The sequence below is a fragment of the Glycomyces sambucus genome, assembly GCF_900102815.1.
GTDB lineage: Bacteria > Actinomycetota > Actinomycetes > Mycobacteriales > Micromonosporaceae > Glycomyces > Glycomyces sambucus.
Genome location: NZ_FNGF01000001.1, coordinates 961,605 through 984,354 on the forward strand (window position 1 = coordinate 961,605; position 22,750 = coordinate 984,354).

Here is a 22,750-nt window from a genome sequence, read left to right on the forward strand (position 1 = left end):
GGCGACGGGTGCGGGAGCATCGGCGTCTATTTCTCCTGCTTGAAGAGGTCCGAGACGGCAACCGATTGCCCAGTGCGGATCGAGGCGTTCGACGCCAGGCCCGCGGCCAGCGCGTTGAGGCCGTCCTGCGCGCTCGCCGACCGGTCGTGGGGGTCGGCGTCGCCGTCGAAGAGGACGCCGAGCATCCGGGTGTCGCCGCCGCCGTGCCCGGCGCGGTTGTACTCCCCCAGGTCGATCTTCTCGGGCTTGGTCCAGAACGGGTGCACGGTGAGCTCGTACCGGCCCTCCTCCGCGGCGGCGTGCGTGCCGTGGACGCTGGCGCCGTTGGGGCCCTTGAGGGCGGGGTTGACGTGGTCGTTCTCGACGACGAGGAGTTCGAGGCGGCCCTGGGTGCCGTTGAAGTGGACCCGGTAGCCCTCCCAGGGCGAGTAGGCGGTGAGCCGGTAGGAGAGGGTGACGCCGGAGTCGTAGTCCACGAGGGACATCATGTCGTCGTAGATGGTGACCCCGGGGGCGAACACCGACTGGTCGCGGACGTAGCCGTCCTCGTCCTCGGCGTCGAGGTAGAGCGCCTTGAGGCCCGGGTTGGACTCCATGTGGAGCGCGAAGGGGTCGTCGGCGGCGGCGTCGGAGCCGTGGACGCGCGCGTAACCGCGGTCGTGGCCGTTCGCCTTGCCGTTCTCGCCGTAGAAGGCGAGGCGGCCTTTCGCGAAGGCGCGCACGGGGGCCGCGTCGAGCCACCAGTTGACGAGGTCGAAGTGGTGGCCGGACTTGTGGACGAGCAGGCCGCCGGAGTTGGCCTCCTCGCGGTGCCAGCGGCGGAAGTAGTCGGCGCCGTGGCGGGTGTCGAGGAGCCAGTCGAAGCCCACGGAGGTGATCTCGCCGACCGCGCCCTCGCGCAGCAGCTCGGCGACCTTCTCGTGGAGGGGGTTGTACCGGTAGTTGAAGGTGACGGTGACCTTCCCGGCGGACGCCGCTTCGGCGGCGAGGATCTCGGCGGCGTGCTCGGCGGTGGTCGTCAGCGGCTTCTCCGAGATGACGTCCTTGCCGGCGGCCAGCGCGGCGAGGATGTACTCGTGGTGGGTGGCGTCGACCGAGGTGACGATGACGGTGTCGGGGTCGGTCTCGGCGAGGAGGCGCCCGAAGTCGGCGGCGGCGTAGCGGGCCGGGGCGGGGAGCCCGGCGGCCTCGACCGCGGCGGCGTGGTGGGCGATCCGCTTCGGGTTGGGGTCGGCGAGCGCGACGAGCGCGGTCCGGTCACCCCGCTCGATGATCGCGTTGACGTACATCGTGGCGCGCGAGCCGGTCCCGACGATGGCATAGCGATGCGGCGTGCCTGACATGTGACTCCTTCGTCTGCGAGGTTCTGGTAAACGCTATCTGAGAACATCGCGCCAAGCAAGACCAGGGCACATTTACGGCTTTCGCGCTCCCGCGCCCGTCTACTTCGGGCTGGCCTTCGTGAAGGGGGGCTTGACGACCCGCACCGGGAGGCGCCGGCCCCGCACGTCGAGTTCGAGTTCGGCGCCGGGCTTGTACGCGGCGTCGAGGAGCGCGAGGGCGACGCCCTTCTTCAGGGTCGGCGCGTGGGTGCCGGAGGTGGTCTCGCCGACCACCGCGTCACCATCGAGAACAGTCATATGGGCGCGCGGGACGCCCTTGCCGGTGGACTCCAGACCCCACAGGCGGCGCTCGGGGCCCGCGGCCTTCTCGGCGTCGAGGGCGGCCTTGCCCCAGTACTCGGGCTTGTCCCAGCCGATCGCCCAGTTCAGGCGGGCCTGGACCGGGGTGATGTCGAGGGAGAGGTCCTGGCCGTGGAGCGGGTAGCCCATCTCCAGGCGCAGCGTGTCGCGGGCGCCGAGGCCGCATGGGGCCGCGCCGGCGACGAGCATCGCGTCCCACAGGTCCCCCGCGGCCTCGCCCGGCACGACGAGTTCGTAACCGGTCTCGCCGGTGTAGCCGGAGCGGCAGACGATGACGTCGGCGTGGTCGACCAGGTGCTCGCGGAAGCTCATGTACTCGTGCTCGTGCGGCAGGCCGAGGTATTCGAGGATGCGCGGGGACTCCGGGCCCTGGACGGCGATCACGGCGAAGGACCGGTGCACGTCGCGGACCTCGACGCCCTCGGGGGCGGCCTCGCCGAGGCGGCGCGCGACCTCGGCGGTGTTGGCGGCGTTGGGGATGAGGAAGACCTGGTCGTCGCCGAAGCGGTAGGCGATGAGGTCGTCGACGACGCCCCCGGACTCGTCGAGGCACAGCGTGTACTGGGCGCCGCCGGGGCCGATCCGGTCGAGGTCGTTGGCGAGGCAGCGGTTGACGAACGCGGCCGCGCCGGGGCCGGTGACCCAGATCTTGCCCAGGTGGGAGACGTCGAAGACGCCGACGCCGGTCCGCACCGCCTGGTGCTCGGCGAGCACGCCGCTCGGGTACTGGAGCGGCATGTCCCAGCCCGCGAACTCGGCGAACTTGGCGCCGTGCGCGATGTGGCGGGAGTGCAGCGGTGAGGTGAGCAGCGACGGTTCGGACATGGGACAGAGCCTATCGTGCGCGTCCCAGTGGCTAGGATCGGAGCATTTGGTCCCCGAAGAACTGAAGGAACGACCGTGACTGATCTGCTCAGCGCCTCCGGCGACGCCGCCGACGCGGACGTCGACGTCCTCGTCGTCGGCGTCTTCTCCGGCGAGGACGCGCCCGTCCTGCCCGAGAGCCTCGCGGGCGTGGACGCCGAGTTCGGCGGGCGGCTCGCCGGGCAGCTCGCCGCCCTCGGCAACACCGGCGCCGCCGCCTCGCTCACCCGCCTGCCCGCGCCCGAGGGCCTGCACGCGGCGCTCGTCTACGCGGTGGGCCTCGGCGACGCCGACGACCTCGACGACGAGACCCTGCGCCGCGCCGCCGGGACCGCCGTGCGCGCCGCGTTCGGCAAGGGCTCGGTCGCGATCGCGTTCGAAGGGGACCCGGAGGCCACCGCCACCGGCGCGATCCTCGGCGCGTACAGGTTCGAGGGCTTCAAGACCGAGGGGGGCGGCGACGCCGCCCCCGAGTCGATCGCCGTCTACGGCGCCGGCGAGGACGCGGTGGCGAAGGCCCGCGTCCTCGGCGAGAGCATCGCGCTCGTCAAGGACTGGGTCTCGGCGCCCGCGAACCTGCTGCGCCCGCCGACGTTCGCGATCGAGATCGAGCAGGCCGCCGTCGCGGCGGGCCTGGAGGTCGAGATCCTCGACGCCGAGGCGCTCTCGGCCGGCGGCTACGGCGGCGTCCTCGCCGTCGGCGGCGGCTCCTCGGCCCCGCCGCGCCTGGTGCGGCTGTCCTACCGGCCCGAGGGCGCGCGCAAGCACATCGCGCTCGTCGGCAAGGGCATCACCTTCGACTCCGGCGGCTACTCGATCAAGCCGGCCGCGGGCATGTGGGAGATGAAGTACGACATGGCCGGGGCCGCGGCCGTGGTCGGCGCGACCATCGCCGCCGCGCGCCTGGGCCTGGCCGTGAACGTGACCTGCACCGTCGCGCTCGCCGAGAACCTCGTCTCGGGCACCGCCTTCCGGCCCTCGGACGTGCTCACCATCCGCAACGGCATGACCGTCGAGATCCTGAACACCGACGCCGAGGGCCGCCTGGTGCTCGCCGACGCGCTCTCGCGGGCCGTCGAGGACGGGCCCGACGCGGTCTACGACGTCGCGACCCTCACCGGCGGCCAGCTCATCGCGCTCGGGCGCCGGACCATGGGCCTCATGGGCACCGACGCCGAGACCGAGCGGCTCCGCCGCATCGGCGACGCCACCGGCGAGCACGGCTGGCCGATGCCGTTCCCCGACGACCTCGTCAAGCTCATGGAGTCCTCGATCGCCGACGTGTCGCAGTGCGCGCAGGGCCTCAAGCGCGACGGCCACATGATCCAGGGCGGGATCTTCCTGTCGAAGTTCGTGCCCGAGGAGATCCCGTGGGCGCACCTCGACATCGCCGGCCCGGCCGACTCGGACTCGGCGCACGGGTACACTGCGAAGGGCGCGACCGCGGTGCCGGTGCGCACGCTCGTGGCGCTGCTGGAGGAGCACGCCGGCGAGTAGCCGCCCGGCGTTCACCGCCGGTCGGCGGGAACGCGCACGAGAGTTCACGGACGCGGCCGGTCCCGAAGGGGCCGGCCGCTTCGTACTACTGGCGGCGCTGCTGCTCCAGCTTCTTGCGCGCGTCGTAGTCGCGCTTGCGCTGCGGGTACCCGACCTTCGCGACCTCGTAGACCGGCACGCTGTGCTTGCGGCCCAGGGCGAAGGCGCCCGCGGGGCCGTCGACCCGGCGGCGGGTCCACTCGCCGTCGTGGGCGATGAGCATGACCGTGGTCTCGGTGACGGTGGTCTTGGGCTCGACGTACGCCTCGACCCCGGTGCGCGTGTTGATGAATTCGACCAGGTGGCGCTGGTCGCCGTTGTCGGAGGCGCGGTCCAGCGTCCCGTCCCCCTGCTTCCTCTTCTTGCCGAACCAGCCCACAGCCGCTCCCTCACGCACCCGCACGATGTCGACTTTCAAGCGTACACACGCGCTATGACGCCTGTGTCCAGCCGCACACGAACTTGACTTTCCGAAGCTCCCAGCAAGCGGTTGAATGGTGTTGCACACTCCAAGCACCGGGTCTGGGCGACCACGAGACGCGCCCGGTGGAAGGATGGGCAGCGAACCTAAGCACCCTCGGCGACGCTTGCGGAGCCGTACATCCGGACAGTGAAGTGGGGAGATCAATGAGCGACCCGAACGCAGGATACGACGTCGTGATCCTGGGCGGCGGCAGCGGCGGTTACGCGGCGGCCTTCCGCTCGGCCGAGCTGGGGCTGAAAGTCGCCCTGATCGAGAAGGACAAGGTCGGCGGCACCTGCCTGCACCGCGGCTGCATCCCCACCAAGGCGCTGCTCCACGCCGGCGAGGTCGCCGACACCGCCCGCGAGTCCGAGCAGTTCGGCATCCTGGCCGAGTTCAAGGGCGTCGACATGCCGGCGGTCAAGAAGTACAAGGACGACGTCGTCTCCAAGCTGTACAAGGGCCTCCAGGGCCTGGTCAAGGCCCACAAGGTCGACTTCATCCAGGGCACCGGCACGCTCGTCGGCCCGAACGCGGTCCAGGTCGACAACGGCCAGACCGTCACCGGCAAGAACGTCGTCCTCGCGACCGGCTCATACTCCAAGACCCTCCCCGGCCTGGAGATCGACGGCGAGAAGATCATCGCCTCCGAGCACGCCCTCGAACTCACCGAGCTGCCGAACAAGGCCATCGTCATCGGCGGCGGCGTCATCGGCGTCGAGTTCGCCTCCGCCTGGAAGTCCCTGGGTGTCGAGGTCGAGATCATCGAGGGCCTCCCCCGCCTCATCGCGGCCGAGGACGCCGACTCCTCCAAGCAGCTCGAGCGCGCGTTCCGCAAGCGCGGCATCAAGTTCCACACCGGCAAGTTCTTCGAGAAGGTCGAGAGGACCGATTCGGGCGTGCAGGTGACGATCCAGGGCGGCACCGTCGTCGAAGGCGACCTGGTGCTCGTGGCCGTCGGCCGCGGCCCCGTCACCGCCGGGATCGGCTACGAGGAGCAGGGCATCACCCTCGACCGGGGCTTCGTCCCCGTGAACGAGAGCCTCCAGACCTCCGTCCCCGGCGTCTACGCCGTCGGCGACATCGTCCCCGGCATCCAGCTCGCGCACCGCGGCTTCCTCCAGGGCATCTTCGTCGCCGAGCACATCGCGGGCCTCAACCCGGCCCCCATCGACGAGACCGGCATCCCGCGCGTCACCTTCACCGAGCCCGAAGTGGCCTCCATGGGCCTCAACGAGGACAAGGCGAAGGAGAAGTACGGGGCCGACAAGATCAAGTCCGTCAACTACAACCTCGCGGGCAACGGCAAGTCGAACATCCTCAAGACCCAGGGCTTCATCAAGCTCGTGGCGGTCGAGGACGGGCCGATCGTCGGCGTCCACATGGTCGGCGCGCGCATCTCCGAGCAGATCGGCGAAGCCGAGCTGATCTACAACTGGGAGGCGTACGCCAACGACGTCGCCCAGCTCATCCACATGCACCCCACCCAGAACGAGGCGATCGGCGAAGCGGCGATGCTGCTGGCCGGCAAGCCGCTGCACGCCCACGACTAATCCACAACCGCAGGAGTTGAACGAACGATGCCGACATCGGTAACGATGCCCGCTCTCGGTGAGTCGGTCACCGAGGGGACTGTCACCCAGTGGCTCAAGAAGGAAGGCGACACCGTCGAGGTCGACGAGCCGCTCCTGGAGGTCTCGACCGACAAGGTCGACACCGAGGTTCCTTCGCCGGTCGCGGGCGTGCTGCTGAAGATCGTGGTCCCCGAGGACACTGACGTCGAGGTCGGCGGCGAGCTCGCCATCATCGGCGACCCGTCCGAGGCCGGCGGCGGCGAGGCCCCGGCCCCCGCGCCCGCGCAGGAGCCGCTGCCCGAGCCCGAGGAGTCGCAGGCCGAAGCGCCCGAGGCGGAGGAGCCGAAGGACGAGGCCGCTCAGGCCGCCGACGCCGCGAAGGCCGCGTCCTCCAGCACCGCCTCCGGCACCGAGGTCCGCCTCCCCGAACTGGGCGAGTCGGTCACCGAGGGCACCGTGACCACCTGGCTCAAGGCCGTCGGCGACACCGTCGAGGTCGACGAGCCCCTGCTGGAGATCTCGACCGACAAGGTCGACACGGAGATCCCGTCCCCGGCCGCCGGGACCCTGCTGGAGATCCGCGTCGCCGAGGACGAGACCACCGAGGTGGGCTCCGTGCTGGCGATCATCGGCTCCGGCGACGCCGCCCCGGCCGCGTCCGCCCCGGAACCGAAGCCCGAACCGAAGGCGGCGGAGCCGACTCCCGCGGTCAAGTCCGAGCCCGAGCCCGCCGCGGCCCCGGCGAAGGCCGAGTCCACGCCGACCGCGCCGGCCCCGGCCGCACCCGAGGTCGCCGAGGCCCCGGTCGCCGCCGCTCCGGCCGTGGCCGCCCCCGCCGCGTCGAAGCCCTCGGGCTCCTACGTGACGCCGCTGGTGCGCAAGCTCGCCGCCGACAACGGGGTGGACCTCTCGTCCGTCACCGGGTCCGGTGTGGGCGGACGCATCCGCAAGGAGGACGTCCAGACCGCGATCGACGCCAAGAAGGCCGAGGCGCCCGCGCCCGCCGCCGCCCCGGCCAAGGCCGCTCCGGCCCCGGCCGAGGTGAGCCCGCTGCGCGGCCGCACCGAGAAGATGTCGCGCCTGCGCCAGTCCGCCGCCAAGGCCCTGCTCCAGTCGATGCAGACCACGGCGCAGCTGACGACGGTGCGCGAAGTGGACGTCACCAAGGTGGCGAAGCTCCGCGCGGCCAAGAAGGACGAGTTCCTCGCCCGCCACGGCGTCAAGCTCTCCTTCCTGCCGTTCTTCTCGATCGCCGCGATCGAGGCGCTCCAGCAGTACCCGATCGTCAACGCCACCATGAACATGGAGGAGAAGACGATCACCTACCCCGAGGCCGAGCACGTCGGCTTCGCGGTGGACACGCCCAAGGGCCTCATCGTCCCGGTCGTCAAGGACGCCGGCGACCTGAACATCCCGGGCCTGGCCAAGCGGATCGCCGAGATCGCCAAGAAGGCCCGCGACGGCGGCCTGACCCCCGACGACCTGTTCGGGCCCACCTTCACCATCACCAACACCGGCTCGGTCGGCGCGCTGTTCGACACGCCGATCGTCCCCGTGGGGCAGTCGGCGATCCTCGGCACCGCCGCGATCGTCAAGCGCCCCCGCGTCATCAACGACCCGGAGCTCGGCGAGGTCATCGCGGTGCGCTCGGTCATGCACCTGACGCTGAGCTACGACCACCGCCTCATCGACGGCGCCGACGCCGCCCGCTACCTCGAAGCGGTCACCAAGCGCATCGAAGAGGGCAACTTCGAACACCAGCTGGGCCTGTAGGGGCACGGCTGTCCGAACACGACAGGGGGGCGCGGCGGGGGAACCCGCCGCGCCCCTTCGCCTGTCACCGCCCGGGTGTCACCGCGGTGGTGCATCTGCAAGTTTCCTCCCCAACCCGCGGCGATTACCCGTAACCGGAAACTCGTGTCTTCGTTGTTCCTACAACCCACCTTTTGTGACCCCACGCGGAAGTTAGGAACTCGAATGTCGATCGAGTACAACGAACTCCTCGCCATGCTGATGGAGACCCGCCCCGAATTCGCCACAGAGCTGTACAACTTCACCGACGGACCCGACCTCCCCGACTACGACAGCATCACCGTCAGCCGCAGGACCCTCACCCTCCCCGAACAGCCCGGCCGCCTCCGCGTGTGCGTGGCGGCGGCCTACGCCATGGGCGGCGAGCGCGTCGTCGCCGTCCTCTTCGACGCCGTCCTCGCCCCCGATCCGGCGCAGGCGGAGTCGTGGCTCCAGTTCATGACCGACGCGCAGCGGGCGCTCAGCTGCATGGTGGCCTTCGTGGTCCTGTGCCGCGACGCCAGGACCGCGCGCTGGGCGCTCACCTACAGCGAGGTCGGGGACATCGGGTGCTATGTGCTCCCCGTGGTCATTCCCTCTTTGCTCGCGAGCGCCTAGAATAGACCCGGCCCTCGCCGCCGACCCCACCACGGCCGCGAGGGCCGCCCCACTCCCCGGAACCCCGCGGAGACCTCCCGTGGCACACCAGTGACCGCATGCTGAAATCCGGCTCCCACCCATTGGTACCGAGGGACTAGTCTCGTGCCCATGGCAAAAGAGACGGCGAAGTACATCCACGGCCACCACGAATCGGTCCTGCGGTCGCACACCTGGAGGACGGCGGAGAACTCGGCGGCGTACCTGCTGCCGTACCTCAAGACCGACCACGTCATCCTCGACATCGGCTGCGGCCCCGGCACGATCACCGCCGACTTCGCCGAGATCGCGCACGACGGGCACGTGACGGGCGTCGACTACGTCGCGGACGTCCTGCCCAAGGCCGAGGCCGCAGCGGCCGAGCGCGGGCTCACGAACACGCGCTTCGAGCAGGCCGACGTCCACGCGCTGCGGTTCGCTGACGACAGCTTCGACATCGTGCACGCGCACCAGGTGCTCCAGCACGTGAGCGATCCCGTCCAGGCCCTGCGCGAGATGCGGCGGGTGGCGCGGCCCGGCGGGCTGATCGCGGTGCGCGACAGCGACTACGCGGCGTTCACGTGGTTCCCGGAGTCCCAGGGGCTGACCGACTGGCTCGGCCTGTACGAGACCGTCGCGCGGGCCGGCGGCGGCGAGCCCGACGCGGGGCGCCGCCTGAAGTCCTGGGCGCTCGACGCGGGCTTCCCCGAGGCCGCGATCGAGGCGACCTCCTCCACCTGGACGTTCTCCGACGAGGCCGACCGCACCTGGTGGGGCGACCTGTGGGCCGACCGCAGCCTCCACTCCGACTTCGCCGCGCAGGCCCTCGACGGCGGCCACGCCGTGCAGGACGACCTGGAAGCGATCTCCAAGGCGTGGAAGGCGTGGGGCCACAACCAGACCTCGTGGCTGATGATCCCGCACGGCGAGATCCTCTGCCGGGCGTGAGCGCGCGGCGGTAGGTCTCTCCGGAGACCTACCGCCGGGTAGTTGTGCCTGGGGAAACACCGGTGGACACAAGGGACCAAAGGGCACCAGATTTTTCTATATAGAAACTTTACAATCTATTAATCGGACTCTAGGCTGGGGCGCGTGGCCACACCCACAGTCTCATCGACCTTTCGCATGACCTGCGAGAAAGGCATGAACATGAGTCCTCGAAGGAGCATCGCCGCCGTCGCGGCCGCGGTGCTGACGGGAAGCGGAGCGCTCATCCTCGGCGCACCGTTCACCGCCAACGCACAACCCCTCCAACCCCCCGCCGACGTCGACCCCGCGGTGCTCGCCGCGATGGAGGACGACCTCGGCCTCACCACCGCGCAAGCCCTCCAGCGCCTCGCGACCGAGGACGCGGCGGTCGAGGTCGAGCACCTCGCCACCGCGCGACTCGGCACCGACTACGCGGGCACCTGGATCGACGCCGACGGACAGATCGTCGTCGCCGCCACCGAACCCATCGCCACCACCTTCGCCGCCGACGACTACGAGACCGCCGTCGTCGACCGCTCCACCGCGGACCTGTCGGCCCTCGCGGCCGACGTCACCGCCGCGGTCGAAGCCCTCGCCGCGGACGACGTCTACAGCTGGTACGTCGACCTCCCGGCGAACGCCATCGCCATCGTCGCCTCCGACGCCGAAGCGGCCGAACGGGTCGCCGAGGTGGCCGGCCTCGAACCGGACGCCTGGAGCGTCTCGGTCGAAGCCGAGCGGCCGGTCCCCTACCAGGGGTCCATCCGCGGCGGCGACGCCTACAACATCGGCGGGCAGTCCCGCTGCTCCGTCGGCTTCTCCGCCACCCACCCGACCTACGGCACGGGGTTCGTCACCGCGGGCCACTGCGACATCGGGAACGGCCAGATCACCGGCGGCACCGGCGCGGGCGGGCAGTTCCGCCTGTCGCAGTTCCCCGGTGAGGACTGGGCGTTCGTGCAGGCCGGCACCGGGTGGACGGTCTCGCCGAACGTCAACCGCTACAACAACACCAACGTCACGGTCGCCAACGGCACCGAAGCGGTCGTCGGCGCCTCCGTGTGCCGGTCCGGTTCGACCACCGGCTGGTACTGCGGCGTCATCGAGGCCAAGGGCGTGCAGATCAGCTACCCCGAGGGCTCGCTCTCGGGCATGACCCGCACGACGGTATGCGCCGAACCCGGCGACTCCGGCGGCTCGTACATCTCCGGGAACAGCGCGCAGGGCATCACCTCCGGCGGCGCGGGCACCTGCCCGAGCGGCTGGACGGTGTACGAACCGCTGAACCGGGCCCTCCAGCGCACGGGCGCGACCCTCACCACCACGGGCGGCACGCAGCCCGGGTTCACGATGTCGGTCAGCCCCGGCACCGCGACGGTCCAGCCGGGACAGTCCACCACCGCGACGGTCGCCACCCAGACGACCTCCGGCAGCGCCCAATCGGTGAACCTCACCGTGACCGGCGCCCCCACCGGCGTCCAGGCCGCCGTCTCCCCTGCCCAGGTCACCACCGGCGGCTCGGCGACCCTGACGCTCACCGTCGCGGCCTCGGCCGCCCAAGGCACCCATACGATCACCGTCACCGCGCAGGGCACGGTGACCCGCACGGCGACCTTCACCCTCGTCATCGGCGGCGGAGGCGGTGGCGGCACCTGGAGCGCCGGGACCCCCTACGCCGTCGGCGCCCTCGTCACCTACAACGGCGTCGGCTACCGCTGCGTCATCGCCCACACGTCCCAATCCACCTGGACCCCGGACGTGACCCCGGCCCTCTGGGCCCGAACCTGATGACCTGACAGCGTGCCCGAGACGACGATCGCGCCTCGGGCACCACCAACCGCACAACGCAAAAAACCGGGGCCGACGAGCACCACTCGTCGGCCCCGGCATGCAGTCGGTGTCAGCACCTGCCCCGTCAGGGACGCTTCGCGTCGCGAAGCAATCCGATGAAGTCCGCAGTCTCCAGTTCCAACACCGGCGAACCCTCACCGAGCTTGCTGTCCCGGACCTGGAAGCCGGAGATGGCGTTTCGCGCCTCGACACAGTTGTCCTGGGGGGCGCTTCGGCTCGACTTACGCCATCCGGTCGGTCTCATGGCTTGAACTCCTTGATCGCTCTGGCCTGCTCATGCCCCGCCTCGATCGCCATCCGGCAGGCTTGCACCGGATCGGCAGCCTCCACGAACCGCGACTCACCTGGAGCCTCGAAGTAGACGAGATCAGGGTCCCTGTCGTCCTGGAACGATAGTATGCTGAACGACGCCGTGAACAAACGACCCGGCCCGGAACCGAACGGCAGGTATCGAATCGTCAGATTCGGCCGTTCATCCAGCTCGCACAGGTAGTCGATCTGTTCAGCGTCGCAGCCGTTGCGCAAAGCACCCTCGCTGAGAAGCGCGCGGATCCTGATTGCATTCCCGCGCCGCTCGACTTCCTCCTGGCGATGCAGACGAAGCTGGACCAGCTTTTCCGACTCGGTGGCATCGAGGAACGGATCCCCCTCATGCTGGCGGCGAATGAATCGTTCGGTCTGAAACAGTCCAGGAACGAGACCCAGCTCGTACAGGTCCATGCTGACGGCGATCCGCTCAAAGCCCATGTACGGGCTGAAGCCGGCCTTCACCAGCGCCTCGGCGGACTCCGAAAAGCTGGTGTCGTCGAGCACATCCCACAGCCTCTGCAGCTCGAACTTCTTCTGAGGGCTGCTGTTGAACAGATCGCAGAGTGCCGCGATCACCGGGTAGGTCAGATTCGTCCGTTCGCCTTTCACCAGGCGCGCATAGGTTCTCGTCGAACCGCAGATCTTGAGGATCCGAATGTCATTGGCGGGAATCCCGGCCGTGTTCCGCATCTTGTCGAGCTCACGACCGATCTCGCGCCTAAGCGCCTTCGCATCTGCCATCAGGCCAGTATCACACGATTCCCCTGCAACACAACCACCATGAATCACTCGGCAGTTTTGGCCGGCGTACTGCCGAGCAAAACTGCCGCGCATGGTTGACCAACATTTCCGCCTTACCCTGAACAGGCAATTCGCTATTGAATCGCCTACAACGCGGCCCTTACCTTCTTCTCAGCGCAATCGCCCATCCGATTGCCGAGGAAGTGGAGGCAGGGATGCAGTATCCGAGTGTTCAGGGGAGCCAAGGACCGACACCGGCTCCACAGGAGATCGAGGTCGGTGTCGAAGTGGACGGGTCGACGCGAATCCGGTGCCTGCTCGATCCCGACTGGGGGTCGGTCATGTGCTTCCGGATCGCGCCGGGCGAGCTCTCGATCTACCTTGGTGTGGTGACCGGACCCGACACACCGACTCCGAACCTCCACCTCGTCTCCGAGCACAGCTGGCGCTTCCCGACGCCCGAGATGCGCGAAGCATTTCGCCAATCTGTGCTCGATCTCTATCGCCGATGGAGCGCGGACCGATGACCGACACGGGCACCACGCCACGCCGGATCCCCGGCCAGCACAAATCTGACGGCGGCATTCCGCCCTGGTGCTTCACCTGCTCGGCGCATTACCGCTGCCCAATTCGCTTCCCGTGCGGCACCTACCGACTCACTGAGTCAGCAGCCAAGACCTGACCCGATCCGGTGTCGCGCACAGTCTCCCAGGACTCAAGCGCCCGACACCGAGGACCGCGCCCGGCCAGGTGGGGCCGGGCGCGGCCTCTCTATGACCTGAACCACTCACCCATCAAAACTGTCGGTGGTCGTCTCTACACTTTCCGCAACATCGATCGACCGACAACTTCACAACAACCAGAGATGCAGGAGATACCGATGTCAGCGCCAGAACTCGACCACCTCGCCGACTCGATCACGGCCCTCGCCGGAGCCCGAAACCGAATCCCGCTCCACACACTCCTCCGCGAGACCGCACTCAACGTCCTGATCCTCTCCCGCATCGCCTCGAACCGCCTCCCCGACAAGCTCCGCAAGGAAGACATAGAAACCGCGGCCGACAACCTGATCACCCAACTCCGCCACGCCGCCTGGGAACTCCCGCCCCCGACACCGGAAATCTCCCCGCCCGATCCAGCACCTGCGCCACCACCCGAATCTTCCCCCACTTAGCCGAAACCGGCAGCGCCGAGGGCTCCCTGCTCTCCTTACGAACCGGTAACAGGCCACCCGATAAACTCGCCGTTTTCCTCGTAGACGAGCGAGATGCCAACGGACTTGATGAGCTCCCCCAGGTCGGAATCTGGGGCCTCAGGGAGGAGGATCGAAAGCACGGACTCCGAGTCGACAGACCTACGATAGTCAAACAATTGACCAATTGCCATGCGGACGGAGTTCCGGTCGGATTTGCCCTTCGCCTCGTAGAGCACCTTCGAATCAACCTCGTAGAGGTCGGTGTACAGCCGAGTTCCCTCGGGGACGGGGATCTTGTTCCGTTTTACTTCGACACCTTTTGCTTTCAACCATGCCTTGAACCGAAGCACCAACTCACGCTCGACAGTCCGCACAGCGACCTCTTCTATAGCCTTCCGGATGATTACTTCACCAGAATGCTTCTCGATGTCGATCAACTCCGACAGCGGCTGGTCCGACAGCGATTCCTCGGTGTCCTCGTGCTCGACGAGGTAACTGACGCCCGAGACAACCGGCCCATGATCGAAGGGAGGTGGTTCAACCTGGTCAACCGGTCGCAGTCTGAATACATACACCCTCCGATCAACCCCGTCTTTGTCCGGGGCTCGATCGGGAAAGCAGGGGCGCACAGGATCGAGCTCGTACTCACCTAGATAGCGATGCAGACCTGTATCGGTTCCGGGAATCTTGCCATCGGCGATGAACAGCCTGAGCGCTTTCCCATTCTGTCGATGTTCCAGAAGTGATCGGTTGCGTTTTGTCAGCTCTTGATCTCCGGAGGTGCCCTGCCCTACGTAGAGGGCAAGCGGCCCATCATCAAACTGGAAGAGGTCATCGTGGTAGCCGAAGCCGCTGTTCTTCGTTGGGTCGGAGAACAACAGGATGTTGTCGGTCTTAGTCGAAGGTTCAATCCCTGAATACTTAGACCCTCCCCACGCATCTGCGATCTCCTCGCGGGTGAGCCGTTGGCCGAGCTTGAACTCCTTGTCCTCAGACATCAGCTGCCGTAACCTCCTGAAACAGGGCCGTAGTTGAACTCTTCAGCCTAGGGCACCAGAGCGATCGAGAGGGTTCGGGCGATGGACAGTGACGTCGTTGTCGTCGGGGGTGGGTTGGCCGGGTTGGTGGCTGCCTCGGAGTTGGTGCGGCTTGGGAAGACGGTGACGATCGTTGACCAGGAGGGCCAGCAATCGCTTGGGGGGCAGGCGTTCTGGTCATTCGGGGGGTTGTTCCTCGTGGATTCGCCGGAGCAGCGGTTCATGGGGATCAAGGATTCGCACGAGCTCGCCTGGCAGGACTGGGTCGGGACCGCCGGGTTCGATCGGGCGGAGGACGCGTGGCCGCGGAAGTGGGCTGAGGCCTACGTTGATTTTGCCTCGGGCGAGAAGCGGGCCTGGCTGCATTCGCTGGGGGTGCGGTTCTTCCCCGTCGTCGGGTGGGCCGAGCGCGGGGGGTATACGGCGGAGGGGCACGGGAACTCCGTGCCGCGCTTCCACATCACGTGGGGCACCGGGCCCGGGATCATCGCGCCGTTCGTGCGCCTTGTCGAGGACGCGATCGTCGATGGGAAGCTGCAGCTGAAGTTCCGGCACCGGGTGGATCGGCTGACGGTGACCGATGGGCGGGTCACCGGGGTGTCCGGGACCTTGCTCGCTCCGGACGAGTCGCAGCGGGGGGCCTCGACCAGTCGGGAGACGCTCGGGGAGTTCGAGATCAGTGCCAACGCGGTGATCGTGGCGTCCGGCGGCATCGGGGGGAACTTCGAGCTGGTCAGGAAGAACTGGCCAGACCGGCTGGGGGCGGCTCCGAAGCGGCTCATCTCCGGGGTTCCCGCGCACGTGGACGGCCGCATGCTCGGGATCGCCGAGGACGCCGGGGCCGACCTCATCAACCGGGACCGCATGTGGCACTACACCGAGGGCATCGAGAACTGGGATCCGATCTGGCCCCATCACGGCATTCGGATCCTGCCCGGGCCTTCGTCGCTGTGGCTGGACGCGACGGGGAAGCGGCTTCCCGCTCCTTACTTCCCCGGGTTCGACACCCTGGGGACGCTCGAACATATCGCCACGACCGGGTATGAGTACACCTGGTTCGTCCTGACGCAGAAGATCCTCGAGAAGGAGTTCGCCCTCTCCGGGTCGGAGCAGAACCCTGACCTGACCGGGAAGAATCTCAAGCTCCTCCTGAAGCGAGTCCTGCCGGGCGCGCCCGGGCCCGTGGAGGCGTTCAAGAAGCACGGGTCGGACTTCGCGGTGGCGGCGACGCTGCCGGAGCTGGTGGCGAAGATGAACTCGATCAGCGGGGACGGCCTGCTGGAGTACGAGACCGTCAGGGCCGCAGTGGAGGCCAGGGACGCCGAGATGGGCAACAAGTTCACGAAGGACTTGCAGGTCACGGCACTGCGGGGGGCGCGGAACTACCGCGGGGACAAGCTCATCCGGGTGGCCTCGCCGCACCGGCTGCTCGATCCGAAGGCCGGGCCGCTCATCGGGGTGCGGCTGAACATCCTGACGCGCAAGACCCTGGGCGGCCTGCACACCGACCTGGACGGGCGGGTGCTGCGAGGCGACGGCGAGCCGCTGCCGGGGCTGTTCGCGGCGGGCGAGGCGGCCGGGTTCGGCGGGGGCGGGATGCACGGGTACCGGTCGCTGGAGGGCACGTTCCTGGGCGGCTGCATCTATTCGGGCCGGCAGGCCGCGAGGGGCGTGGTGAAATAGGTCACGGAGGCCGTCGGGCGTGATCGGCTTACTTGTCCGGTATGTCGACGCATAGGGCGGAACCAGGCACGATGGGTCGGAACAGGGGTCGCACGGGCGGTCTAAGGTGGGCGATAAGCGGCCTTCCTCACCCGCGAAACCGAGCACTCCTCACGTACGGGGCGTGGTCCGCTAGCATCCAAGGTTCTGCGGGTGCCGGCCGGACCCACCACCCTTCGGCAGCGCTCGCCGAAGCCGACTCGGGCCGCGCGCCGAGGGCCGGCACCTCACAACTCGTGGATGGTTGAGCATGAGCGACGTTTACCGCCCCTCTCCGGGCCACTCGGCCGGACCTCCCGGATCTCCCGCAGGACCTCCGGCCGGACCGCGACCCGGATTCCAGGCGACGCCTCCGGCACGGCCCCAGGGCCTCCCGCCGGGACGAGCCGTGCCGCCGCCGCCCATGGGCCCGCCCGCGGGACCGCCGCCCGGCCTCCCGGCCGGACCGCCGCCGCCCCCGATGGGACCGCCCTCCGGCGGCGCCCCAGCAGGACCGCCGCCCGCCGGTCCCCCGGCCGCCGCCGGCCGCGCCGGCGTCGGGCGCGCCTCCGTGGTCGCCGCCAGGCCCAAGCCGGCCCCCGGCACGCCGCCCCCGGGCAAGAAGCGCAAGAAGCAGATCTCGGTGCGCCGCCGCCGCGTCTACGCCGCGCTCATCATGGTCTGCCTCATGCTGCTCGGCGCCGTCACCGTGGCCGGGTCCTGGTTCTTCCAGAACGTGCCCGCGCCCAAGGACCTCAAGTTCGGCGAGTCCACCACGATCACCTACGCCGACGGCACCACCGTCGCCGGGTACGGCGAGTACACCCGCAAGCTCGTCGACACCTACGAGGAGCTGCCCGACCAGGTCGTCTGGGGCCTGCTGGCGCTGGAGGACAAGGACTTCTTCGAGCACGACGGCGTCGACTACAAGGGCACCATGCGCGCCCTGGTCAACAACGTCACCGGCGGCGACACCCAGGGCGCGTCCACGATCAGCCAGCAGTACGCGGGCATGGTCATGGAGATCCGCGACGACATGTCGTACGGCCGCAAGGCCCGCGAGGCCGTCATGGCCATGAAGCTGGAGCAGCAGTACTCCAAGGAGACGATCCTCCTCCACTACCTCAACCTCAACTTCTACGGCCGCGGCAGCTACGGCATCGCCGCCGCCGCCGAGATCTGGTTCGGCGTGCCGCTCAAGGACCTCACCTGGGGCCAGGGCGTCATGCTCGCCATGCAGGTCAAGGCCGGCGACGGCTCCTTCGACCCGCGCCTGGTCGAGGAGGGCGACACCGCGCCCCTCGACCGGTGGACGCACGGCATGGAGCAGCTGCTGACGCTCACCGACGACCTCAGCGACGAGCAGCTCGCCGCCGTCCAGACCGAGCTCGACGCCGGCATGCCCGCGACCCTCGAAACGCTCGAGAACCCGGGCACCTGGGGCCACGAAGGGGCCACCGGCTTCATCACCAACCCCACCGACGGCTACATCTGGGAGGAGCTGGAGAGCCGCTACGGCCTCACCCAGGAGGACTTCTACGGCGAGAAGGAGGGCACCGGCGGGTACACCGTCCAGCTCACCCTCGACCCCGAGATCCAGGCGCTCGCGATCGAGACCGCCAGCCGCGGCGACCTCAAGCGGGTGAAGAACGACGACGACCAGTTCGTCGACGACAACGGCGAGGTCGTCGAACGGGCGGCCGCGGCCGAGTACGTGAACGACGACGGGTTCTTCGAGTTCGAGGACGACAACGACAAGGCCGCGCTGTACGAGTTCAACGAGTCGATGGCCGACGCGGTCGTCGCCGTCGAACCGGGCACCGGCCGGGTCCTCGGCTACTACGGCGGGAACAACGGCCTCGGCATCGACAAGGCCGGCATCGAGAACCCGCACCCGCCGTCCTCGACGTTCAAGATGGTCACCGCCGCGACGGCGATCCTCGAAGGCGCCTCGATCGACTCGTGGTGGAACTCCGACTCGCCCCGCGAGTTCGAGGCCCGCGGCGACGCCGGGCCCGTCAGCAACGCCGGGCGCACCGAGAACATCGACAAGACGCTCACCGACTCCGTCCGCGACTCCCGCAACACCCCGATGTACGCGATCGCCGAGAAGTACGGCGCCACCACGGTCCTGGAGACCGCCATCAGGATGGGCCTGCGCACCATGCAGGCCACCTCCTCGGGCGACATCTACCGGTTCTACATCGAGGACGACGGCACCATCACCTACACGGTGCACAACACCGTGGAGGCCGACGGCGGGTACGTCACCGACGCCAACGGCAACATCGACCCGCTCGCCTCGGTCAACGGCTACGACGACGACGGCAACGCGGTCCGCACCCCGCTCAACCTCGACGACACCCGCGCCCCGTTCGACTACGAGATCGGCTTCGGGCAGTTCCCGACCTCCGTCAAGGACATGGCGACCGTGTATGCGACCATCGCGAACGACGGCGTCTACAACGAGACGCACTTCGTCGAGAAGGTCCTCGACCGCGACGGCAACGAGGTCCCCACGATCCGCGGTCTGGAGGAGACCCAGGCCATGGACGCGAGCATCGCCCGCAACCTCCAGTGGGTCGGCTCCGAGATCGACGGCGACGGCGGCGCGATCGACCACCCGTACACCGGCAAGACCGGTACGTGGGAGGCGAACTGGGACGGCTTCGACGACGCCAACGCCCACACCTGGTACGTCGGCGCCATCAAGCAGCTCAGCATCGCCGCGTGGGTCGGCAACGCCACCGCCGAGTCCGCGCCGCTGCTGAACAAGGACGGCGGCACCGACAACGTCTTCGGTGGCACCTTGAGCTATCCGGTCTGGAAGCAGTTCATGGAGGGCGCGATCGAGGCCAAGGAGTACGAGCGGGTCGACTGGACCCAGGCCGAACCCCAGGGCAGCGCCATCGTCGACGACATCGTCAACGACGACGGCACGATCGACGCCGACAGCGCCTACTGCGCCACCCCGACCGGCGCGGCCGACACCCGCTGCGCCGCCGCGCACCAGCCCGGCGGCGGCGGGGAGGAGTGCGACCCGATCTCCGAGTGGATGGGGCTGTGCACCAATGAGGAAGAAGGCGGCCCCGGCGGCGGGGGCGGCGGCGGCCGCGACGACTAGCGCGACGTGACAGGGCCCGGCGGGATCACTCCTGCCGGGCCCTGTCGCGTTGCGGCTCAGACGAACGCGTGGCCCTCGCCGCGGTACGTCGGGACCTCGTCCACGACCTCTCCGCGCCGCACGAGGTGGATCGTGTTCACCCGCTCGGCCAGCTCGCCGGCCTTCGCGTGGCGCATCCACACCCGGTCGCCGATCGCCAGCGCGTCGGCCGCGCGGCCCCGCAGCGGGGTCTGGACCTCGCCGGCGCCCTCGGTCTTGACGTACCGGAGCCCGCCGGGGAAGGACGGCTTGGGGAGCCGGTCGGGGCCGGGCACGCCCGAGGCGATCCAGCCGCCGCCGAGCGCGGTCACCATGCCGCGCTTGGGGCGCCGGACCACCGGGAGCGCGAAGTACGCGGCCGGGAGGGGCCGGATCGAGCGGTAGCCGTCGAACAGCGCCGGGGAGTAGAGCCCGGAGCCGGCGGCGATCTCGGTGACCGAGGGGTCGGCGGCGGTGGAGGCGACCGAGCCGGTGCCGCCGCCGTTGACGAACTCGAGGTCGGTGACGCGCCGGACGGCGGCGACGGCCTCGGCGCGGCGCTCGGCGAGCTCGGCTTTGGAGATGGTCTGCATGAGCCGCACGATGGGGGCCTTGAGGGACGCGGCGCTGTAGGCGTCCTGGACGCCCGCGATCTGGCCCTCGTAGCCCATGATGCCGACGAGGGTGACGCCCGGGCGCTTGTCGATCTCGTGGGCCATGTCGAGGGCCTGGTCGGGGGTGCGGACCGGGGACCGGAAGGACCCGAGGTGGAGGCGGCCGCCGAGGAGTTCGAGGGAGACGTCGAGTTCGAGGCACAGGCGCAGGGGCCGCGACGGGTGCGGGTCGACGTGGCGGGTGAGGAACTCGAGGTGCTCGACCGAGTCGACCATGAGGGTGATGCGGCGGGCGAGTCCGTCGTCGGCGGCGAGTGCGCGCAGGGCGTCGGTGTCGGCGGTCGGGTAGGCGACGACGATGTCGCCGAACTCCCCGTGCTCGTCGGCGCCGGCCAGCCACAGGGCCTCGGGGAGCGTGAACCCGAGGACGCCTTTGAAGCCGGGCTGCGCGAGGGCGCGGCGCATGAGGGCGCGGCAGCGCAGGGACTTGCTGGCGAGCCGGAGCGGTTTGCCGATCGCGTTGCGGCGCAGGATGGCCGCGTTGGTGTCGAAGGCGTCGAGGTCGACGGCGGCGAACGGCGGCTGGAGGCCGGCCGTGGCGCGGTCGAGGACCCCGAACCGCTGGTCGGCGCCGCCGTTGGCGGCGGCCCCTGGCGAGCGCGTTCCTCCCTGGTGTCCCATGCGTCTTCCCTTCCGCAGGTCAAGTGGGGTTAGATGAAAGCTACCGTGAAGTACACCTCGTATTCAACAGAGTCGTTGGAAGGACCGCCGCCATGGGGACCCCCGTCGTCGAGAACGCGCGCTGGCAGAACTGGTCGGGCACCGAGGCCGCGGAGCCGGTGCGGACCGTGCGTCCGGAGGGCGTCGAGGAGCTGTCGGCCGCGGTGGTCGCGGCGGGCGGGGACGGCCTGCGGGTCAAGGCCGTGGGCGCGGGGCACTCGTTCAGCGCGATCGCGGTGCCTGAGGGGGTGCGGATCGACATGGGCGGGCTCGACGAGGTGGTGTCGGTGGACCCGAGGTCGGGGCTGGTGACGGTGGAGGCGGGGATGCCGCTGTGGCGGTTGAACCAGGTTCTGGACGCGCACGGGCTGGCGCTGGAGAACATGGGCGACATCGACCGGCAGACGATCTCGGGGGCGATCTCGACCGGGACGCACGGCACGGGCGACCGGTACCGGGGGTTCGCGTGGCAGGTCAAGGGCGTGAAGCTGGTACTGGCGAACGGCGAGGCCGTGCAGTGTACGGAGTTCGAGCGGCCGGAGCTGTTCGCGGCGGCGCGGCTGGGGCTCGGGGCGGTGGGGGTGATCGCGGAGGTGACGCTCCAATGCGTGCCGGCGTTCCGGCTGCACGCGGTCGAGCGGCCCGAGCGGCTGGACGCGGTCCTGGGGGGCCTGGACGAGCTGGTGGCGGAGAACGACCACTTCGAGTTCTACTGGTTCCCGCACACGGACCGGACGCTGACGAAGCGGAACAACCGGCACGCGATGTCGGAGCGGGGCCGGGCGCCGAGCCGCCTGTCGTACTGGTGGAACGAGGGGTTCACGGAGAACACGCTGTTCTCGGCGAGCAACCGGGTGGGGGTGCGGTTCCCGGGAATGGTGCCGCGGCTGAACCGGATCGCGGGGCGGGTGTGGAGCGCGCGGGAGTACACGGACGTGTCGCACCGGATCTTCACGTCGCCGCGGTCGGTGGTGTTCCGGGAGATGGAGTACGCGCTGCCGCGGGAGGCGCTGCCGACGGTGCTGCGGGAGCTGAAGGCGCTGGTGGAGCGGGAGGGGCACACGGTGTCGTTCCCGGTGGAGGTGCGGTTCGCGGCGGCCGACGACATCTGGCTGTCGACGGCGCAGGGGCGGCGGACGGCGTACGTGGCGGTGCACCAGTTCCGGGGGCACGACCACGTGCCGTACTTCCGGAACTGCGAGGCGGTGTTCGACGCGGCGGAGGGGCGCCCGCACTGGGGGAAGATGCACACGCTGGGGGCGGCGGAGCTGTCGCGGCGGTACAAGCACTTCGAGGACTTCCGGCGGGTGCGGGACGAGGCGGACCCGGAGCGGCGCTTCGCGAACGCGTACCTGGAGCGGGTGCTGGGGGCCTGACGGCGGCGGGCCGCCGCCAGGCCGCGGCCGTCAGCAGGAGCCCTGGGTCATGAGGCTCTCGGCGTCGTCGTTGAAGCCCACTTCCTTGAAGTTCTGGATGGGCTGGTAGGCGTGGATGCAGTACGAGGCGCCCTGGGCGCCGTCGTCGGCGTAGACGACGATCGCGTAGCCGGTGCGGTTGAGGGCGGAGCTGATCTCGTTGTCGCCGTTCCAGCCGCCGATCTCGAAGATCTGGCCGGTGCCGGAGGGCTGCCAGTTGACCCACTTGTCGCCGCCGTAGCCGGCGTCCTCCCACATGCAGACGTGGTTCTCTTCGCAGGTGCCGGCCTCGGTGAGGGGCGCGGCGGCGGCCGCGGCGCCGGTGAGGGCGGTGGCGGCGAGGGCCGCGGCCCCGGCGGCGGCGAGTGCGGTGGTGATCCGTCGTGCAGTGGGCATCGTGGTCTCCTTCGTTCGGATGCGGTTGCGCCGGATGGCGACACGTCACGATCAGTGATCGCGTCAAGACACAACGCGAATGAGTTTACGGAT

The 22,750-nt window shown here is 69.3% G+C and carries 18 protein-coding genes; 10 read left to right on the top strand and 8 right to left on the bottom strand.

Features of this window, described 5'->3' with window-relative positions; all coding sequences use genetic code 11:
• Positions 1–26: 26 nt before the first annotated feature.
• Both BLS99_RS04480 and gcvT read right to left on the bottom strand, forming a co-directional pair.
• Entirely contained in the window at positions 27–1,343 is a 1,317-nt protein-coding gene (locus tag BLS99_RS04480) for a Gfo/Idh/MocA family protein (RefSeq protein WP_091044146.1), read from the bottom strand.
• A 99-nt stretch (positions 1,344–1,442) separates the two neighbouring features.
• Complete coding sequence (gene gcvT, locus BLS99_RS04485) at positions 1,443–2,528, bottom strand: glycine cleavage system aminomethyltransferase GcvT (RefSeq protein ID WP_091044149.1); 1,086 nt, start codon at positions 2,526–2,528, stop codon at positions 1,443–1,445.
• Between the two features lie 75 nt (positions 2,529–2,603).
• On the opposite strand from gcvT, the gene BLS99_RS04490 reads away from it, so the two are divergent.
• Positions 2,604–4,064, top strand: coding sequence for a leucyl aminopeptidase (locus tag BLS99_RS04490; protein WP_091044151.1), 1,461 nt, complete (start codon positions 2,604–2,606; stop codon positions 4,062–4,064).
• Between the two features lie 85 nt (positions 4,065–4,149).
• On the opposite strand, the gene BLS99_RS04495 is transcribed toward BLS99_RS04490, so the two are convergent.
• Entirely contained in the window at positions 4,150–4,482 is a 333-nt protein-coding gene (locus BLS99_RS04495) for an oxidoreductase (RefSeq protein WP_091044154.1), read from the bottom strand.
• A gap of 248 nt (positions 4,483–4,730) precedes the next feature.
• On the opposite strand from BLS99_RS04495, the gene lpdA reads away from it, so the two are divergent.
• The 5 genes from lpdA to BLS99_RS04520 all read left to right on the top strand — a co-directional run bounded on the left by lpdA (position 4,731) and on the right by BLS99_RS04520 (position 11,324).
• Positions 4,731–6,119 (top strand): dihydrolipoyl dehydrogenase, encoded by a 1,389-nt coding sequence (gene lpdA, locus BLS99_RS04500; protein ID WP_091044158.1) that lies wholly within the window; start codon positions 4,731–4,733, stop codon positions 6,117–6,119.
• Positions 6,120–6,146: 27 nt separating this feature from the next.
• Positions 6,147–7,913 carry a 2-oxoglutarate dehydrogenase, E2 component, dihydrolipoamide succinyltransferase gene (gene sucB, locus BLS99_RS04505; RefSeq protein ID WP_091044162.1) on the top strand — a complete coding sequence of 589 codons (1,767 nt, stop codon included), beginning with the start codon at positions 6,147–6,149 and terminating at the stop codon, positions 7,911–7,913.
• 204 nt (positions 7,914–8,117) lie between these two features.
• Positions 8,118–8,549: a hypothetical protein gene (locus BLS99_RS04510; RefSeq protein WP_091044165.1), complete on the top strand. Its 432-nt coding sequence runs from the start codon at positions 8,118–8,120 to the stop codon at positions 8,547–8,549.
• 144 nt (positions 8,550–8,693) lie between these two features.
• Positions 8,694–9,515: a class I SAM-dependent methyltransferase gene (locus tag BLS99_RS04515; RefSeq protein ID WP_091044170.1), complete on the top strand. Its 822-nt coding sequence runs from the start codon at positions 8,694–8,696 to the stop codon at positions 9,513–9,515.
• A gap of 177 nt (positions 9,516–9,692) precedes the next feature.
• The gene (locus tag BLS99_RS04520) at positions 9,693–11,324 is read left to right on the top strand and encodes a carbohydrate-binding protein (protein ID WP_143034681.1); all 1,632 of its coding nucleotides are present in this window, start codon (positions 9,693–9,695) and stop codon (positions 11,322–11,324) included.
• A gap of 127 nt (positions 11,325–11,451) precedes the next feature.
• Here the strand turns inward: BLS99_RS04520 and BLS99_RS04525 are convergent, their stop codons facing one another.
• Positions 11,452–11,631, bottom strand: a complete 180-nt coding sequence (locus BLS99_RS04525) for a DUF397 domain-containing protein (protein WP_091044177.1) — start codon at positions 11,629–11,631, stop codon at positions 11,452–11,454.
• A complete protein-coding gene (locus BLS99_RS04530; RefSeq protein WP_091044181.1) occupies positions 11,628–12,437 on the bottom strand; it encodes a DUF5753 domain-containing protein in 810 nt (269 codons plus the stop codon). Before BLS99_RS04530 ends, BLS99_RS04525 begins: the two co-directional genes overlap by 4 nt.
• Before the next feature lie 215 nt (positions 12,438–12,652).
• On the opposite strand from BLS99_RS04530, the gene BLS99_RS04535 reads away from it, so the two are divergent.
• Positions 12,653–12,964, top strand: a complete 312-nt coding sequence (locus BLS99_RS04535) for a hypothetical protein (RefSeq protein WP_143034682.1) — start codon at positions 12,653–12,655, stop codon at positions 12,962–12,964.
• A 682-nt stretch (positions 12,965–13,646) separates the two neighbouring features.
• Here the strand turns inward: BLS99_RS04535 and BLS99_RS04545 are convergent.
• Positions 13,647–14,630, bottom strand: coding sequence for an SRA domain-containing endonuclease (locus tag BLS99_RS04545; RefSeq protein ID WP_091044190.1), 984 nt, complete (start codon positions 14,628–14,630; stop codon positions 13,647–13,649).
• Positions 14,631–14,711: 81 nt separating this feature from the next.
• Here BLS99_RS04545 and BLS99_RS04550 point away from each other — a divergent pair, with 81 nt between their 5' ends.
• Positions 14,712–16,352 carry an FAD-binding dehydrogenase gene (locus BLS99_RS04550; protein WP_091044192.1) on the top strand — a complete coding sequence of 547 codons (1,641 nt, stop codon included), beginning with the start codon at positions 14,712–14,714 and terminating at the stop codon, positions 16,350–16,352.
• A 499-nt stretch (positions 16,353–16,851) separates the two neighbouring features.
• Positions 16,852–19,494 carry a transglycosylase domain-containing protein gene (locus BLS99_RS04560; protein WP_091044195.1) on the top strand — a complete coding sequence of 881 codons (2,643 nt, stop codon included), beginning with the start codon at positions 16,852–16,854 and terminating at the stop codon, positions 19,492–19,494.
• A 56-nt stretch (positions 19,495–19,550) separates the two neighbouring features.
• Here BLS99_RS04560 and BLS99_RS04565 read toward each other — a convergent pair whose 3' ends face one another.
• Positions 19,551–20,807: an amino acid deaminase/aldolase gene (locus tag BLS99_RS04565; protein ID WP_091044197.1), complete on the bottom strand. Its 1,257-nt coding sequence runs from the start codon at positions 20,805–20,807 to the stop codon at positions 19,551–19,553.
• Between the two features lie 92 nt (positions 20,808–20,899).
• Between BLS99_RS04565 and BLS99_RS04570 the strand changes: the two genes are divergently transcribed.
• On the top strand, positions 20,900–22,222 hold the full coding sequence (locus BLS99_RS04570) for a D-arabinono-1,4-lactone oxidase (RefSeq protein WP_091044198.1): 1,323 nt from the start codon (positions 20,900–20,902) through the stop codon (positions 22,220–22,222).
• A 30-nt stretch (positions 22,223–22,252) separates the two neighbouring features.
• Here the strand turns inward: BLS99_RS04570 and BLS99_RS04575 are convergent, their stop codons facing one another.
• Positions 22,253–22,657 (bottom strand): peptidase inhibitor family I36 protein, encoded by a 405-nt coding sequence (locus tag BLS99_RS04575; RefSeq protein WP_091044201.1) that lies wholly within the window; start codon positions 22,655–22,657, stop codon positions 22,253–22,255.
• Positions 22,658–22,750: the final 93 nt, after the last annotated feature.